General features: G+C 62.8%; 15 protein-coding genes. 10 read left to right on the forward strand and 5 right to left on the reverse strand.

The genetic code is table 11. The annotated features are described in order from the left end of the window. Positions 1-13 precede the first annotated feature (13 nt). The gene (locus ACFQJC_RS12300) at positions 14-706 is read right to left on the reverse strand and encodes a metallophosphoesterase (RefSeq protein WP_390223884.1); all 693 of its coding nucleotides are present in this window, start codon (positions 704-706) and stop codon (positions 14-16) included. Between the two features lie 89 nt (positions 707-795). On the opposite strand from ACFQJC_RS12300, the gene ACFQJC_RS12305 reads away from it, so the two are divergent. Further along, positions 796-1,575, forward strand: a complete 780-nt coding sequence (locus ACFQJC_RS12305) for a DUF7839 domain-containing protein (protein WP_390223886.1) — start codon at positions 796-798, stop codon at positions 1,573-1,575. 45 nt (positions 1,576-1,620) lie between these two features. On the opposite strand, the gene ACFQJC_RS12310 is transcribed toward ACFQJC_RS12305, so the two are convergent. Then, positions 1,621-2,226 carry a J domain-containing protein gene (locus tag ACFQJC_RS12310; protein ID WP_390223888.1) on the reverse strand — a complete coding sequence of 202 codons (606 nt, stop codon included), beginning with the start codon at positions 2,224-2,226 and terminating at the stop codon, positions 1,621-1,623. A 129-nt stretch (positions 2,227-2,355) separates the two neighbouring features. Between ACFQJC_RS12310 and ACFQJC_RS12315 the strand changes: the two genes are divergently transcribed. The 5 genes from ACFQJC_RS12315 (at position 2,356) to metG (ending at position 9,190) form a co-directional block, all read left to right on the forward strand. Further along, entirely contained in the window at positions 2,356-2,604 is a 249-nt protein-coding gene (locus ACFQJC_RS12315; protein WP_390223890.1) for a DUF8075 family protein, read from the forward strand. A 118-nt stretch (positions 2,605-2,722) separates the two neighbouring features. After that, a complete protein-coding gene (gene ppsA, locus ACFQJC_RS12320) occupies positions 2,723-4,984 on the forward strand; it encodes a phosphoenolpyruvate synthase (protein WP_390223892.1) in 2,262 nt (753 codons plus the stop codon). A gap of 131 nt (positions 4,985-5,115) precedes the next feature. Next, a complete protein-coding gene (mfnA, locus tag ACFQJC_RS12325) occupies positions 5,116-6,183 on the forward strand; it encodes a tyrosine decarboxylase MfnA (RefSeq protein WP_390223894.1) in 1,068 nt (355 codons plus the stop codon). Between the two features lie 44 nt (positions 6,184-6,227). Further along, on the forward strand, positions 6,228-6,794 hold the full coding sequence (locus ACFQJC_RS12330; protein ID WP_390223896.1) for a YqaA family protein: 567 nt from the start codon (positions 6,228-6,230) through the stop codon (positions 6,792-6,794). Positions 6,795-7,102: 308 nt separating this feature from the next. Beyond that, positions 7,103-9,190: a methionine--tRNA ligase gene (metG, locus tag ACFQJC_RS12335; RefSeq protein ID WP_390223898.1), complete on the forward strand. Its 2,088-nt coding sequence runs from the start codon at positions 7,103-7,105 to the stop codon at positions 9,188-9,190. Between the two features lie 44 nt (positions 9,191-9,234). On the opposite strand, the gene ACFQJC_RS12340 is transcribed toward metG, so the two are convergent. The 3 genes from ACFQJC_RS12340 to ACFQJC_RS12350 form a co-directional block, all read right to left on the reverse strand. Continuing rightward, the gene (locus ACFQJC_RS12340) at positions 9,235-9,534 is read right to left on the reverse strand and encodes a hypothetical protein (protein ID WP_390223900.1); all 300 of its coding nucleotides are present in this window, start codon (positions 9,532-9,534) and stop codon (positions 9,235-9,237) included. A gap of 77 nt (positions 9,535-9,611) precedes the next feature. Then, a complete protein-coding gene (locus ACFQJC_RS12345) occupies positions 9,612-9,977 on the reverse strand; it encodes a hypothetical protein (RefSeq protein WP_390223902.1) in 366 nt (121 codons plus the stop codon). Positions 9,978-10,040: 63 nt separating this feature from the next. Further along, positions 10,041-10,871, reverse strand: coding sequence for a cytochrome b family protein (locus ACFQJC_RS12350; RefSeq protein ID WP_390223904.1), 831 nt, complete (start codon positions 10,869-10,871; stop codon positions 10,041-10,043). Between the two features lie 186 nt (positions 10,872-11,057). Here ACFQJC_RS12350 and pyk point away from each other — a divergent pair, with 186 nt between their 5' ends. The 4 genes from pyk (at position 11,058) to ACFQJC_RS12370 (ending at position 16,169) form a co-directional block, all read left to right on the forward strand. Then, complete coding sequence (gene pyk, locus ACFQJC_RS12355) at positions 11,058-12,818, forward strand: pyruvate kinase (RefSeq protein WP_390223905.1); 1,761 nt, start codon at positions 11,058-11,060, stop codon at positions 12,816-12,818. Between the two features lie 61 nt (positions 12,819-12,879). Beyond that, positions 12,880-13,089: a DUF7312 domain-containing protein gene (locus ACFQJC_RS12360; RefSeq protein ID WP_390223907.1), complete on the forward strand. Its 210-nt coding sequence runs from the start codon at positions 12,880-12,882 to the stop codon at positions 13,087-13,089. A gap of 133 nt (positions 13,090-13,222) precedes the next feature. Beyond that, positions 13,223-14,959, forward strand: a complete 1,737-nt coding sequence (locus ACFQJC_RS12365) for a DUF7282 domain-containing protein (protein WP_390223909.1) — start codon at positions 13,223-13,225, stop codon at positions 14,957-14,959. Between the two features lie 112 nt (positions 14,960-15,071). Continuing rightward, the gene (locus tag ACFQJC_RS12370) at positions 15,072-16,169 is read left to right on the forward strand and encodes a restriction endonuclease (RefSeq protein WP_390223911.1); all 1,098 of its coding nucleotides are present in this window, start codon (positions 15,072-15,074) and stop codon (positions 16,167-16,169) included. The last annotated feature ends 19 nt before the right edge of the window (positions 16,170-16,188 follow it).

The raw sequence follows: 16,188 nt of genomic DNA on the forward strand, positions 1-16,188 counted from the left end.
TTTTCGATTTTTCTCAGAGATACCGACGAAGCTTCTTCAGCGGCGGAAACGTCAGCGTCTCGTCGGCTTCATCGTCCCGGATGAACGGTCGAAACACGCCCGAATTCGAAACCAGCGGCGACTGAAAGTCCGCCGCCGACATTCCATTTACCGTGACGCCAGCGGCGAGTCGCGTGAACGCCGGGAGCATCAGCACGTCACCACCGCGGTAGGCGTCCGGGCCGTAGAGCGCGCAGGGCCGGGTTCGCCCCTCGATATCGAGCGTCGGGTGGTCGTGGCCGACGACGTAGAACGGGGCGCGCTCGTCGGGTTCCTCGTGGCCGTGGGCGACGAGCGTCTCGTCCGCGAGTCGGTACTCGTCGTAGACCGGTTCGTCGCACATCGAGTCGAGCATCGTGTCGTGGTTACCGGCGACGAGTATCGGGGTTGCATTCGCGTTCCGGCACGTTTCGAGCATCGAGTCGAGCGCCTCAACGTCGCGGGCGCTCACACGGTCGAACCGGTGGAGCACGTCGCCGGCGAAGACGACTTCCGCGGGCGAGAACGAGTCGCAGAGAGTGGCGAGGCGCTCGGTGAGGTCCGCGCGCTCGCCGAGTGGGAAATCGACCTCCGAGGCGTCTGCACGGCCGAGGTGGATATCGGCGACCACGAGCGCGTCCGCGTCGGGGAGGTAGACGGCGCGGTCACTGAACGCGAGACTTCGCACGGGAGACACCACGGTTGCACGTGATAAATCGGCTTCGAGCGACTGTCGAGAGCGGCGGCCTTTTTACGCAGACGGCCCACAGGTGAGATATGAGCGGTGCCCTCGAGGACAAGCGCACGGCAACTCGCTTTCGTATCCTCGCCGAAATCGCCGACCGGCAACCCGCGGTGAGCCAAGGCGAAATCGCGGAGGCAGTCGGCGTCACCAGCCAAGCGGTTTCGGAGTACATTCGCGCGCTGGTCGAAGACGAACTCGTCGAGAAGGAAGGCAGGTCTCGCTATCGCGTCACCAAGGAAGGCGTCGATTGGCTGTTCAAAGAGGCGCGCGCCCTCCAGCGCGTCGCCGAACACGTCACCAACGACGTGCTCGAAAGCGTCAACGAGGACGCCGCGATTCTCACCGACAGCGTCGATTCCGGCGAGACGGTCACCCTCTCGCTCCGTGACGGACTCCTCCACGCGACACCCGGAAGCGACGGCCCGGCGATCGGCGTCGCAACCACCGGCGGCGACGCGGGCGACGACGTGAGCGTCACCGGGTTCGAGGGCATCATCGAGATGGAACCGGGTCGCGTCCGCATCCTCCAAGTGCCCTCCGCTCGCGTCGGCGGCAGCGACGAACTCGACGGCGACGCACTCGCCGCGACTTGTGGCGAGGCAGACTTCGTCGTCGCGGGCGGTGTCGAAGCGGTCGCAGCCTGCCGACGGGCCGACGTGTCGCTGACGACGTGGTTCGCCCCGGGCGACGTCGCGGCCGACGCCGCCGCTCGCGGGTTGGACGTCGTCGTCGTCGCCAGCGTGGACGTAGCCGGGCGGGTCGCAGACACGCTCCGCGATGCTGGCGTGCAGTTCGACGTGACCGACGCCTGAGTCGCGTTCGTAGTTGTTCTCAGTTCGACGCTCGACGCTTCTCTCTCAGTTCGACGCTTCCGCGTGTTCGCGCGCGACGGTGTAGGCTTCCCGCAGTCGCGTGAATTGCTCTTTGTCGCCGCCGTGGTCGGGATGCGCCGTCTTGACCCGTGCTCGGTACGCAGTCCGAACCGCCGTCGGCGTCGCGGTGGGGTCCAGTCCGAGTCGGTCGAACGCCTCGGAGATAGGGTCGTCCACGTCGTCTAATTCGGGTTCGAGTTCGGGAACCTCGAACGGGAGACGGCGACCGAGGTGGCGGCCGGGCATCTCGTACTCGCAGAGGACGGTGAAGACGCCCTGTCGTTCGAGGCGGAAGAACGCCTGCGCGTCGAAGGTGATAGCCACGTTTCGCACCGGAAGGAAGAACGCGACTTCTTCGCCGGAGACGGAGTGGTCCTCTACGAACTGCTCGTCGATAGCGCGAAGGTACTCACGTATCTCCGTACGTCGCCGATTCGTACCGTCAACTCGGGGACCGCCCACGCGCGATGGTTCGGGAAAGAGCCGACCACCGACGACGAAGACGCCCGCGACGACGACCGAGGCGATTGCCCCCATGACGAGACCGAGAATGAGCCACGGCGGGAGCAGGAAGAACCACTCCGGAAGCACGTGCCGTATCAGGGTTCGGACGCTAATGAACCCCTCGCCGGACGTTACGAATCGCCGGACAGTCTGGTGCTCGTGAGCTAATCGAGGGCGGTCGGGCACACTCATTGGGACAGCCCACGTATGCTCTGTATGCGGCCGATTCGTTTCGAGGAAGCAGACTCACTAGTCCGGACACAAATTGGGGAGGGACTGACGCGCATCGCGGTCAGCGCAGGCCGGTTGGAGACGGGCCGCGCAGAAGGGAGATATTTCCTCCGTCACGACGACGGCTGTGCCGTGTGCAGTGCGACCATAGCGCCCGGAACGCCCTTTTATCTCGACCCAAACACGGGTGAAATTCTCTGCGAAGAACACGGCCGAAGTCGGCGCAGTGAGTGAGTTTTGGTCCTGGATAGACAGATTAGACAATTGCATACTCAGGATTGAGTGAGTTTTTATTCACGTTTGTGTTAGTCGCAAACTTCTTACTTGCACTGAGAGACAATACGAACACCACATGGCTGTAGTCTGGCTGGACGACGTAGGCGCCGGCGACCTCGAACTGGTCGGCGGCAAAGGCGCGTCGCTGGGCGAACTCACCACCGCGGGGCTTCCCGTCCCCCCGGGGTTCGTCGTGACAGCGAACACGTACCGTTCTTTCATCGAAGCAGCGGAAATCGACGAGGAACTCTTCGCGGCGATGGACATCGACCACGAGGACTCCGCCGCGCTCAAGCAGGCCCACGAGACGGCGCGTGACCTCATCATGAACACGCCGATGCCGGAGACCGTTCGCTCCGAGATTCTGGAGTCCTATCGTCAGATTGGTGATGGCGACGCCTTCGTCGCAGTGCGGTCGTCCGCGACCGCCGAGGACCTCCCGGACGCCTCCTTTGCTGGACAACAGGACACGTACCTCAACGTCACCGAGGAAGACCTGCTCGACCGCGTGAAAGCCTGCTGGGCTTCACTCTTCTCCGAGCGCGCAATCTACTATCGCAACCGGAAGGGCTTCCCGCACGACAAGGTCGATATCGCGGTCGTCGTCCAACAGATGGTCGATGCCGAGAAGTCCGGCGTGATGTTCACGCGCCACCCATCGACCGGCGAAGAGCAGGTCATCATCGAGGCGGCGTGGGGACTCGGTGAGGCGGTCGTCTCCGGGACGGTCTCGCCAGACAACTACGTCGTCAACCGTTCGAACGGCGAGGTCGAGACCGCGACCATCGCGGACAAGAAGACGATGTGCATCCGCGACGGCGACTCGGGACAGACCGTCGATATGGAAGTCCCCAACGAGAAGCGTCACGCTCGCGTCCTCGACGACGACGAAATCGACCGCCTCGTCGAACTCGGTGAGTTGGTCGAAGACCACTACGAGACGCCACAAGACGTCGAGTGGGCGGTCTACGACGGCGAGGTCTACATGCTCCAGTCGCGGCCCATCACCACCATCTCCGAAGACGACATGAAAGCCAAAAACGGTGAGACGAAAGCGTCCGCGAGCGACGATATGCTCCTCCGCGGACTCGGCGCGAGTCCCGGTATCGCATCCGGACGCGCACGCATCGTCACGAAACTCGACCACCTCGACCAGGTCGCCGACGGCGATATCATCGTGACCAAGATGACGATGCCCGACATGGTGCCCGCGATGAAGCGCGCCGCCGGTATCGTCACCGACGAGGGCGGCATGACCTCTCACGCCGCAATCGTCTCGCGCGAACTCGGCGTCCCCGCGGTCGTCGGCACGAGCGAGGCGACTTCGACCATCGAAGACGGCGACATCATCACCATCGACGGCGACAAGGGAACCATCCGAGAGGGCGAAGAACCCGAGGAGAAACAGCGCCAACCCGTCGAAGACGCGCGGCCGAAGACGCCCGTCAAGCCGATGACGGCGACGGAGGTCAAGGTCAACGTCTCCATTCCGGAGGCCGCAGAGCGCGCCGCCGCGACCGGCGCGGACGGCGTCGGCCTGCTCCGTATCGAGCACATGGTGCTCACGCTGGGCAAGACGCCAGAGCGCTACATCGAAGACAACAGCGAACAGGAGTTCGTGGACGAAATCATCTCGGGCGTCCGCGAAGTCGCCGAAGAGTTCTACCCGCGTCCGGTTCGCGTCCGCACCCTCGACGCGCCGACCGACGAGTTCCGCCAACTGCAAGGCGGCGAGAACGAACCGCGCGAGCACAACCCGATGCTCGGCTACCGCGGCATCCGGCGCGGACTCGACAACCCGCACATCTTCAAACTCGAACTCGCCGCGTTCCGCCGTCTCTACGAGTTGGGCTACGACAACCTCGAAATCATGTTCCCGCTCGTCAACGACGCCGAAGACGTACTTCGCGCCAAGCAGTACATGGTCGAAGCCGGCATCGACCCCGACAAGCGCGAGTGGGGCGTGATGATCGAGACGCCCGCCGCGGCGCTCTCTGTCGGCGACATGGCCAACGCCGGCATCAAGTTCGCCTCCTTCGGGACGAACGACCTCACCCAGTACACCCTCGCCGTGGACCGCAACAACGAACACGTCGCCGGTATCTACGACGAACTCCACCCCGCCGTCCTCTCGCTCATCGGCGACACCATCGAGACGTGCCGCGAGAAGGGCGTGAAGACGAGCATCTGCGGGCAAGCGGGGTCCAAGCCGAAGATGGTCCAGTTCTTGGTCGATAAGGGCGTCAGCTCGATTTCGGCGAACATCGACGCCGTCCGCGACGTCCAACACGAGGTCAAGCGGGTCGAACAGCGACTCATCCTCGATTCGGTTCGCTAACCGGGCCGAATCAGTTTTCCTCTCTTTCTGCTGTGGTTTGTTTTTCGAAACCGGATACTCATTTCGACAGGTGAGTCCACTCCTCGCACAGGAGCGGAACCGATATACTGGGTGTTGTTTTAGACATACCCATGCAGCGCGCGGCACCGCAAACATTCGACCGCGTTCTCTCGTCGATGTGCACGAGGCCACACCCCGCTGCCCGAAACGCCGCCGAGCGGTTTTTGGCGACGAATCCGGGCGACCCCGCGACGTACCAGACTGTGGCCGCACTCGAAGAGGACGCACTCGCATACCTCGCCGAGATTACCGGGCTTGAGACGCCCCACGGCTACATCACCAGCGGCGGGACGGAAGCCAACATCCAAGCGGTGCGTGCCGCGCGAAACTACCTCGCGCGCGACGACCCGAACGTCGTCGCCCCCGAGAGCATCCACTTCAGTTTCCAGAAAGCCGCCGACGTACTCGGCGTCGAACTCCGAACCGTCCCCGTGGACGACGACTACCGCGCCGACACCGATGCGGTTCGTGCGGCCGTCGATAGCAATACCATCGTCGTCGCGGGCGTCGCCGGGACCACCGAGTTCGGGCGCGTGGACCCGATTCCCGAACTCACCGACATCGCCCACGACGCGGGCGCGCTGATGCACGTCGATGCGGCGTGGGGCGGCTTCGTCCTCCCCTTTACCGACCACGAGTGGTCGTTCTCCCACGCCCCCATCGACTCGATGACCATCGACCCGCACAAGTACGGCCAAGCGGTCGTTCCCGCGGGCGGCCTGTTGTTCCGCGAACGCGACGTCCTCGACGCGCTCGCCATCGACACGCCGTATCTCGAATCTGCGTCACAAGCGAGTCTGACCGGCACGCGGAGCGGCGCGGGTGTCGCTTCCGCGGCCGCCGCCATGCGCGAGTTGTGGCCGACCGGCTACCGCGACGTGTACGAGACACAGCAGGCCAACGCCGAGTGGTTGTACGAGCAACTCGTCGCTCGCGGCTACGAGACCGTCGAACCCGAGTTGCCGCTGGTCGCCGCCGAGTTGCCCGAGTCGGAGTTCGAATCGCTTCGTGACCTCGGGTGGCGCATCTCGCGGACCGGTTCGGGCGAACTTCGAATCGTCTGTATGCCGCACGTGACCAGAGACTCGTTGCGCGCGTTCCTGTCAGACCTCGATAGTCTCAGTCCGGTCCGTAACTAACCCGAACCTGAAAGCTTACAACACCACACTTGCCAGCATCCACTGTGACGCTCGCCGCGTGTGCAACGCTTGGAAGTCTGCCGCTCAGCATCTACCCCGATTTCTCGTGGCTCTCGGCGCTCGTCGAGACCGCGACTGGATGGTTCGGACTGGCGATTATCTTCGCCTACTCGTTTCTCATCGCGTTCGCACTCCCCGGCGTGAGCGAAATCGTTCTGGCGGCCCCGTTGAACCTCGGGTTGCCTCGGTCGGTCGTCCTCGGAATCATCATTCTCGTCAGCGGCGTCGGAAAGGCCGCGGGAAGCGTGTTCGCGTTCTACCTCGGCCGCGAGACGAAAGAGTCGGGCGTCGTCGATAGATTGCTCGAAAAACTGCCCGTTGACGTGATGGGCTGGTCGGAGCGAAAGACCGTCGAAATCGCCCAGCGATGGGGGTACGCCGGGCTCGCGGCCGCGCTGTGCGTCCCGGGTTTTCCCGACACGCTCTCGATTTACGCCTTCTCGATTCTCGAAGACGACTACGTGAAGTTCGCCGCCGCGACGTTCGTCGGGTCGTGTGGCCGACTGGTCGTGACCGTCGTCGGTCTCACGGCGGTTGGCTTCGTCATCTGATTGGATTCGTCATCTGGATTTGAACGTACGAGACGGTGCCGAAGACTGCCTCCGAGGCGCGGCTACTGAACGTCTTCGAGGCGCGTCTTTTATCTCTATCCGCTGTCTCTGTCCGCGTGTGACCGTGACGGGTTCCATCTCGATGCGTATGCGCACTCCCTTTTAGCCACGGGTGGACCCGTCTTCGGCCCCCGCGTCGGTAACACGGCGCGGGCCCGAACCCGGCGAACTCCGGGCTGTTTCTGTATCGACCCCCGAACACCTGTACCGGCGGGCTTTTGGCCCGCTTGCGAGACACACCACATAGAATGAGTCACGAGGATTTCCCGACCGAAAACCCATCGGTGGTGACGTGCGGGTTGCCGTATGCGAACGGCGACCTGCACATCGGCCACCTGCGAACGTACGTCGGCGGCGACATCTACAGTCGCTCGCTGCGAACACTCGGCCAAGAGACGGCCTTCGTCTGCGGGTCCGACATGCACGGTACCCCCGTCGCCGTCAACGCCGAGAAGGAGGGCGTCACCCCCGAAGAGTTCGCCCTGCGCCACCACGAGAAGTACGAACAGACGTTCCCCCAGTTCGAAATCGAGTTCGACAACTACGGCCACACCCACGACGAGACGAACACCGAACTGACACAGGAAATCGTCCAGACGCTCGAAGCCGAGGGCTACGTCTACGAGAAGGAGATTCCGGTCGCCTACGACCCCGACGCCGACCAGTGGCTCCCCGACCGCTTCGTCGAAGGAGCGTGTCCCTACTGCGGCGCACACGCCCGCGGCGACGAGTGCGACGAAGGCTGTGGTCGCCACCTCGAACCCGGCGAAATCGAAGAGCCGACTTCGACGCTGACTGGGAACCCCGCGGAGTACCGCGAGCGCCAGCACAAGTTCTTCGCCGTCTCCGACCTCCAAGAGTACCTCCAGGAGTTCATCGACAGATTGGAGGGTACCTCCAACGCGCAGAACCAACCGCGCGACTGGATAGAGGGCGAACTCCAAGACTGGTGCATCACGCGAGATATGGACTGGGGTATCGACTACCCCGGTGAGGAGGGCGATGACCTCGTGCTCTACGTCTGGGTAGACGCCCCTATCGAGTACATCTCTTCGACCAAGCAGTACACCGAGCGCGTCGGTGCCGACGTCTTCGACTGGGAAGAAGCGTGGAAGGACTCGGGAGACATCGTCCACATCATCGGCCGCGACATCATCCAGCACCACACCGTGTTCTGGCCGGCGATGCTCCACGCCGCGGGCTACGTCGAACCCCGCGCCGTCATGGCCTCCGGCTTTATCACGCTCAACGGCAAGGGCTTTTCCACCTCGCGCAACCGCGCCGTCTGGGCCGACGAGTACCTCGACGAGGGCTTCCACCCCGACCTGCTCCGCTACTACCTCGCCACCAACGGCGGGTTCCAGCAGGACGTTGACTTCTCGTGGTCGAAGTTCCAAGAGCGCGTCAACAGCGAACTCGTCGGCACCGTCGGCAACTTCCTCTACCGTTCACTCCTCTTTGCCTACCGCAACTTCGAGGGCACGCCAGAAGCGCCGCTCTCCGACGAGGTGCGCGACCGAATCGAGGAAGCCATCGACGAGTTCCAGGCCGGACTCAACGACTACTCCATCCGGAAATCGGGCAATGCTGCCGTCCGCCTCGCCCAGTTTGGCAACGAGTACATCCAGCGCAACGAACCGTGGAAACTCACCGACGAAGACCCCGAGCAGGCCGCACAGGTCATCCGCGACTGCGTGCAGATTGCGAAGGCCGTGGCCGTCCTCTTCGCGCCGACTGCACCCGGCAAGATGCAGGAACTCTGGACGCAAATCGGCGAGGAAGGCGACGTGTCGGACGTCGGTATCGACGCCGCGCTCGAATCGCCCGCCGCGAACTTCGGCGAACCGGAAGCGCTCTTCGAGAAAATCGAAGACGAGCGCGTCGAAGCCCTGAACGAAAAGCTCGAAGAGCGCGTCGCGGAAGCGACCGACGACGAAGACAACGACGCAGACGAAGCAGACGACGACTCCATGACCGAATCAGAATCCGCCGCGACCGACCTCGAACCGCTCGCAGACGACCGCATCAGCTTCGACGACTTCCTCGAACTCGACCTTCGCGTCGGCGAGATTCTCGACGCCGAGGGCATCGACGGCGCGGACAAACTCGCAAAGCTGACGGTCGATATCGGCGTCGAAGAGCGCCAAATCGTCGCCGGCATCAAGCAACTCCACGACCTCGATTCCCTCGCAGGCCAGAAAGTCATCATCGTCGCCAACCTCGAAAAGGCCGAGTTGTTCGGCGTCGAATCGAACGGGATGTTGCTCGCCGCGGGCGACGAAGCCGACATCCTGACGACCCACGGTGACGCCGTTCCAGGCACGAAGGTTCAGTAAGGCGCTTCGAACGCTGATTTTCTGATTTTCGACGGTTCTATCGATTAGTTGCTAATCCCGTCGAGATATCCCTCGCGGACCAGTGCGACACCGCGAAGGACGGCCGCAAAGACGGCGGTGACCAATCCAGCGAAGACGTAGGTGTCGTGATTTTCGAGTTCGAAGATAGTGGCGGCGAACAGGAGCGACCCACCAATCCCGACGACGACGTTCGAAAAGAGGGTGAGTGTGTCACCGCTGTCCCGAAATTCGCCGACCATTTGCCTGACGAAATGGCCGACGAGAATCGCATAGAGGACGCCGAACACCATCGTAGCGGGGGCCAGCGATAGGAGGGGTACCATCGAGTGGAACTCAGGCCATTCGACAATGAATCTGTTGTCAGAATGTTAACTTCGGTGCGCTCGGCGATGTAAATCAGTCAGACAACACCCTCGTCAGCCCGTTCGTTTCGGAACCACGCGAGTGCTCGAATCGCCGCGGCGAGGAGTATCACAGCGAGTGCGCCAAACGTGACTGTCTCACTGTCGGCGAGAGAGACGACACGCCCAGTGAGCGAGAACGCGCCACCGAGTGCGAACAACACCGTCGAAAACAGCGTCAGTGAGTCTGTCCCGTCTCGTATCTCCTCGACGATTTGTATTCCGACCAGCAGGACAACACTAGCGACGAAAGTGCCAAATGCGAGTGTAGAAGCAGGTTCTCGAACGCCGAAATAGTACACCGGTGCCACGACGAGTACGCCAAATCCGACCTTCATCGCGGTTTTTCGAGTGAGGAGGGTCATGCTCCGCAGTACTGGTAGTCGGGAGATGAAATTATCGCTGAAAAGACAGGTCCGTGGCGACGCTCACGGCCGTTTCGGCGGACGAAGCCGGTAGTACCGACGATTGAGGTTGTACATGTAGCCCTCTTTCATCGTCTTGAGCACCGCGTAGGAGATGAGCGCGCCGACGATTGGCAGGAGGAACGTCATATCGAACAGCAAGTTCGGGTCGAGTGGGACGAGGTTCTTGATAGCCAGGGTGCTGATAGTGAGCGCGAAGATGACTCCGCCGATGCCGATGGCCGCCCAGAACGGCTCTTCGACTGGTCGCCGCGCAGACCCCTTGTTGAGGAACGGCACGAGTGCGATGAAGCCGACGACGACGCCGTTAGCGAGGACGCCGAACGTCCGGTCGGCCATGAGTTTTTGCCCGCCGAGGATGGCGAGTTCGGGGTTCAGCGGTTCCATTTTGAGGAGTCCGAACGACCAGTAGAGGTACCAGTCGGGCAGGATAATCGCCGGGGTCTGGCTCGGGTTCGCGGGCGCGCCGATGTGCGGCGGCATCGTCGCCGAGAGGAACAGAATCATCCCGACGAAGAACGACGCAATCGAGAGGTTGCGGACGGTCTCGTGGGGCCACGTCGGGAACGCGAGCACGTCGCGCTCGATGTAGTCCGACGACTGGCGAACCGTCTGGTCCTCGTAGCGGGCGCGCTCGAAGTACTCGTAGGTTAGTCGAGCGAGTCCCTGTCGTCTCGATTTTCGCTCGTAGAACGTCGGCGTCTCGTTGTCCGGAGGAACTGGTCCTGTTGGGAGACCACCGTCTGCTTCGGGGTCGGCCTCCGATTCTGTTCCGGCGTCCACGTCACTCTCACCACCATCCGTTCGAAGTGGAAACTCACCGGGCGGGTGCATACGAGAACGTAGGCCCGAGCGAGTAAATAGTGTTTGCTAGATTACATATGACCTAATTCTGGACACTCATCGAGCGATGAACCTCCGAGAGACCCCGTGAACACTCAATAGACTCCCTATGCGAATCAGTTACTCACATCCGAATTCATCATCGGGCTTTTTTATTCGTCACTCGTAGGTCGGGCTATGAGAAACGCGAAAATCGTCTGTACACTCGGTCCGGCATCTTTTGACCGAGAGACGATTCGTGGCCTCGCCGACGCCGGAATGAGCGTCGCACGTATGAACGCGAGCCACGGAACCGTCGAACATCGCTCGAAGGTCATCGACAACATCCGCGCCGTCGATGATGCGACCGAAGAACCGCTCGCGGCCATGCTCGACCTGCAAGGCCCGGAAGTCCGAACCGCGCCCATCGACGAGGAAATCGTCCTCGAAACGGCCAGCGAAGTCCGATTCTACGAAGGTGACGAGGCGACGCCCGAGGCGGTCGGTCTCTCGTATTCGATTACCGCCGCTGAACCCGGCGACACGATTCTCCTCGACGACGGCCGCATCGAAGCGACAGTCCAACGCGTCGAAGACGGGTCAATCTACGCGACCATCAAATCCGGCGGCGAACTCGGCGCTCGAAAAGGTGTGAACGTCCCCGGTGTGGACCTCGATATCGACCTCATCACCGACTCCGACTACGAGAACCTCGAACTCGCCGCGGAGAAGGAAGTCGATTTCGTCGCCGCCTCGTTCATCCGCGATGCCGCCGACGTGTACACCATCAGCGACACGCTCGAAGAGTTCGGCGCTGACATCCCCATCATCGCCAAAATCGAACGCGCCGGGGCCGTCGAGAACCTCGACCAGATTATCGAGGCCGCTCACGGCGTCATGGTCGCCCGCGGTGACCTCGGTGTGGAGTGCCCGCTCGAAGAAGTCCCGATAATCCAGAAGCGAACCATCCGCAAAGCGCAGGCCGCCGGCGTTCCCGTCATCACCGCGACGGAGATGCTCGATTCGATGGTGCACGCCCGCCGTCCGACCCGTGCGGAGGCCTCTGACGTTGCGAACGCCGTCCTCGACGGAACCGACGCCGTGATGCTCTCGGGCGAGACCGCGGTCGGCGACCACCCGGTTCGCGTCGTCCAGACCATGTCTCGCATCGTGAGCGAAGTCGAAGCGAGTCCGGAGTACCTCGAAAGCCAAGAACAGCGCGTGCCGACGGCGGCCGACGACTCTCGCACCGAAGCGCTCGCTCGCTCCGCTCGCTATCTCGCCCGCGACGTGAACGCCGCGGCAATCGTCGCCGTCACGGAGTCCGGGTACACCGCCCACAAGACGGCGAAGTTCCGCCCCGGCGTGCCAGTCGTCGCCGTCACCCCGAGTGACCGGACTCGCCGTCAACTCGCCCTCTCGTGGGGTGTCTCACCCGAGTACTCTGATTACAGCACGAGCGTCGAATCGGTCATGGAAGACGCCGTGACCGCCGCGCTCGACGCTGAGGTCGCCGAGTCGGGTGATACGCTCGTCGTCCTCTCTGGGATGATGTCCGAGTTGGAAGGGACGAACACGACGAACATGCTCAAAGTCCACGTCGCCGCCGAAGACATCGCCAACGGGCGCAAGGTGGTCGGCGGACGCGTCGCCGGGCCGCTCTACCGCACCGGCGACGGCGACCTCTCGGACGTTCCCGAGGGCGCAGTCCTCTCGCTCGCGGCCGACTTCGACGGCGAGTTCGACGGTGACGCCGCGAAACTCGCGGGCATCATCGACGCCCGCCCCGGTATGACCGGCTATCCGGCACTCGTCGCCCGCGAACTCGATATCCCCATGATTTCCGGCGCGCCACTCCCGGTCACCGTCGCCGAAGGGTCGGTCGTCACGCTCCACGCCGAGCGCGGCATCGTCTACGAGGGCGACGTGATTAGCCACGAGACCGAAGACCGCAAATAACCGCAGACTGCAACTAGCCAGTCGGTAGCCCTTTTGCCACTCGGTCGCGTAGTATCTCAGTATGTCCCGCCCCGCTGAGTCCGACGAGACGAGCGACGACGAGTGGCGATTCGGTATCGACGAGGTCGGACCGGACGCAGAACCGGCCGAACCCGTCGAAGCACCCATCGAACCCGGCTCGCCCACCGCAGAGAACATCGCGTTCGTCCTCGTCGGCGTCTTGCTGACCGTCGGTCTCCTCTTCGTCACGGTGTTCCCGAACAGCCTGTAGCCCGACCGTAAATTCTCGTCTGGGTCGCCGGTGAGCCGTCGGTATTGGGTACTGAGTTTACATCTTGATAATTGGCCCTTTTGATTTATGTAACCCCGAACGGAATCGCGCACACGGAAATTTGGAATTGAATATGAGTTCTGCACCCCGCGTCCCCGCGCTGTTAGTCGTTGTGGCGGTGATTCTCGCCACCGTTTGGGTCCCGGCACCGGCAGGTGCCACCAACGTGCCATCGGCGTCGTTCAGCCAGCAAGTCGTCACCGTCGAACGCGGTGACGTCGTCGAAATCCAAGTGTCACACTCGGAGTCCGGAACACTCCACATCGGCAGCGACGACGACGGATACCACCTGACGGTCGAACTCACCGGGTCGGGCACGACCACGGTGACCATGGACACCTACAACTCGACCGGGTCGCCCTCGACGTACGTCTCCGGTGGCGGTAACAAGACCCTCCAGACCGGCCACTTACGCGACCCAATCGAGCCTTCGACCTACCTCATGAACGTCACCATCGGTGGCGTCGAGCGGGCGATTTCGAAACTCGAAGTGACGCCGCGTGAACCGTCTCCCGCGACGACGTACATCGCACCCGAGAGTCTGGCCGACGACGAACTGACGGCCGAAAACGTTCGAAGTGCGGCGACCGAGCGAACGACCGTCGCACGGGGTGACCTCGCGGTCATCCGACTCGACGAGCACGGTCTCGAATCGGCGTTGAACGCCGACAACGTCACCGGTGACGCCGCCTCGAACGGCATCGAAGTCTCGATGACCCAGCTCGAAGAGAAGATGAACAAAGAGGAGAAGACGTTCCTCGCAACGCCGGCGACCGGGACGTGGGTCGTCCCCGACTTCGAAAACGACGTGGTCTACGTCGTCTGGGACACGAGCGAACTCCCGATGGACGGTGAGCGCGAAGCCTACGAAGCGACGGTTCGACTCCGCGGCGACGAGAACGACCTCGTCGAAGAGGACACCGTCATCGGCCGCACGAAAGTGACGCTCATCGAACAGCGCGTCGAAATCGACGTGGAGAACGAGACTATCTACCCGTGGGAACCACCGACGACGAACGTCACGGGTGAGACGACGCTCGCACCGGGGACGCAACTCGAAATTCGAGCACGCGCACCGGGTCAGCCGTTCTTGAAACTCATCCAGGTCACGGTCACCGAGAACGAGACGTTCGCCCGTTCGGTCGAGTTCGAAGAGGACGACCGCGGTCTCGTCTTCCCCCTGTGGATTCGCCAGTACCGAGATTCGACCGAGCACACGATGCGCCTCTACGACTCCAACGCGAGTCTGACGTTTATCGACCAGGAGACGAACGGGACGTACGCCACGCTCGACCAGGTGAACGTCTCTGTCGGCGGGTTCGTCCGCATCGAGACGGCCGACGAGGAACTCCTCGGGACGAGCGACTACCTCGAACCGGGCAGTCACGAGAACGTCGTCGTCGAGTTCGACAGACGCATTTTGACGGATACAGAAGCCCTCGCAATCGTCTACATGGACAAAGAGCGCGACCAGAACTTCTCGATGGCCGACGACCCGCCGTACCGAACCAACGGCACCATCGACCTGAACTCGTCGAACGGCAGTATCGTCGCCGACGACGCGTTGCTCCAACTCTCGCCGGATGCGACGACGCCAACGCCGACACCGACACCGACACCGACGGCGACGCCGACGAACGAAACGACGACCACGATGTCCACGACGGCGACCGAAACGCCGTACCCGGTACAGTCTCGAACGCCGCTGGACCCCTCACAGGAGGGGACGAACGCGGGAATCCCGTTCTCGCCGGCGCTCGTCGTAATCGCACTGCTCAGTCTGGGCTTCATCGCACGGCGGCGACGATGACAGCGGTCGAACGCAGCGGTAGGTTTAATCGCTATCCGGCACGTCGAACTGACAACACATCCCACAACATGACGGCACGTAACGGGCGCGACGGACGCACCGGGAGGACGCGATGACGAGACTCGTCGAACTCGGTTCGTCCGATTTCGTCAAGTTCCTCTCGGACCTCTGGACGCAACGAAACTGGCAGACGAACATCCAACCCCGAGGCGAAGGCCGATTTCTCATCCAAGGCCGCCGCGCCGACGGAACCAAGGGGATGCTCTTGGCACTCCCGGACGGCGACGCGACCGTCGAGAAGGACAACATCCGCGGCTTCATCGCGCACGCGAAGAAACGGTCGATAGACGTTATCGTCGTCGCCACGCAAGGCGAGTTCACCGACGAGGTGCGCGGGTTTGCGACGAACCACGACGTGAAACTGCTCGACCTCGACTCGCTCGGTGAGACGGTCGAAGAAGAGGGACTCGAAGAACTCGTCAAAGAGTACACCGACGGCGACGTGTACGAGAAGGCGGAGGTCGAATTCGGCCTGCCGTTCGACGTCCCCGAACCGATTGCGAACGCGCTCGAATCGCTGCCGTTAGAGTCGATTCGTGAACGACTCGATGGGCTTTCGATTCCGAAGAAAGTGCCCACCGTCGAGGAACTCAAGTCCGGGTCGCCGCCGAGCGTTCGCGTCGTCGTCGTCGCGGTGCTCTTGCTCGTCCTCGCACTCGGCTCTGTCGCCGCACTCGGACCGATGGTCGATGGTCTCGGCGGTCCCGCTGGACAGTCCGGCGTCGCCGTCTCCGCACTCTCGGTCGCACCACAGGAGTCGGCAGACGTCGTCGCGCACTGGAACGCGCGAACGACCGAGTCGATTGCAATCGGGAACTCCACGTACGCCGCACCAGACGGCCAGCAGTTCGTCGTCGTCGCCCTCGAAGTGACGCCGGCCGGCTCGTCACCGGTGTCGATTCCACAGTCCGCACTCGCGTTCGAATCCGACGGCGTTCGCTACGGTTATCAACCGCTCGCCGCGTCGAGCGGCCTGTTCAACGGCGGATTGTTCGCGCCGAACGAGTCGAGCGTCGTCTGGACCGTGTATTCGGTCCCGCAGAACGTCAGCACCGGAACCGTCGTCGTCGCCGAACCGATAGAAGACGACGTTGCGTTCGTCTACAACGAGTCGGTCTCGACCGAACCGACCACCGAGTCGGCCGGGTGAGTTCGACTCGCTCTCTCCT

The sequence above is a fragment of the Haloferax namakaokahaiae genome (assembly GCF_042663225.1).
Classification (GTDB): Archaea; Halobacteriota; Halobacteria; order Halobacteriales; family Haloferacaceae; genus Haloferax; species Haloferax namakaokahaiae.

Excerpts from the sequence above, each read along its gene's own strand:
- ACFQJC_RS12305 (WP_390223886.1), top strand. The coding sequence starts at position 796 with ATGAGCGGTGCCCTCGAGGACAAGCGCACGGCAACTCGCTTTCGTATC.
- ACFQJC_RS12315 (WP_390223890.1), top strand. The coding sequence starts at position 2,356 with ATGCGGCCGATTCGTTTCGAGGAAGCAGACTCACTAGTCCGGACACAA.
- ppsA (WP_390223892.1), top strand. The coding sequence starts at position 2,723 with ATGGCTGTAGTCTGGCTGGACGACGTAGGCGCCGGCGACCTCGAACTG.
- mfnA (WP_390223894.1), top strand. The coding sequence starts at position 5,116 with ATGCAGCGCGCGGCACCGCAAACATTCGACCGCGTTCTCTCGTCGATG.
- metG (WP_390223898.1), top strand. The coding sequence starts at position 7,103 with ATGAGTCACGAGGATTTCCCGACCGAAAACCCATCGGTGGTGACGTGC.
- ACFQJC_RS12340 (WP_390223900.1), bottom strand. The coding sequence starts at position 9,534 with ATGGTACCCCTCCTATCGCTGGCCCCCGCTACGATGGTGTTCGGCGTC.
- ACFQJC_RS12345 (WP_390223902.1), bottom strand. The coding sequence starts at position 9,977 with ATGACCCTCCTCACTCGAAAAACCGCGATGAAGGTCGGATTTGGCGTA.
- ACFQJC_RS12350 (WP_390223904.1), bottom strand. The coding sequence starts at position 10,871 with ATGCACCCGCCCGGTGAGTTTCCACTTCGAACGGATGGTGGTGAGAGT.
- pyk (WP_390223905.1), top strand. The coding sequence starts at position 11,058 with ATGAGAAACGCGAAAATCGTCTGTACACTCGGTCCGGCATCTTTTGAC.
- ACFQJC_RS12360 (WP_390223907.1), top strand. The coding sequence starts at position 12,880 with ATGTCCCGCCCCGCTGAGTCCGACGAGACGAGCGACGACGAGTGGCGA.
- ACFQJC_RS12365 (WP_390223909.1), top strand. The coding sequence starts at position 13,223 with ATGAGTTCTGCACCCCGCGTCCCCGCGCTGTTAGTCGTTGTGGCGGTG.
- ACFQJC_RS12370 (WP_390223911.1), top strand. The coding sequence starts at position 15,072 with ATGACGAGACTCGTCGAACTCGGTTCGTCCGATTTCGTCAAGTTCCTC.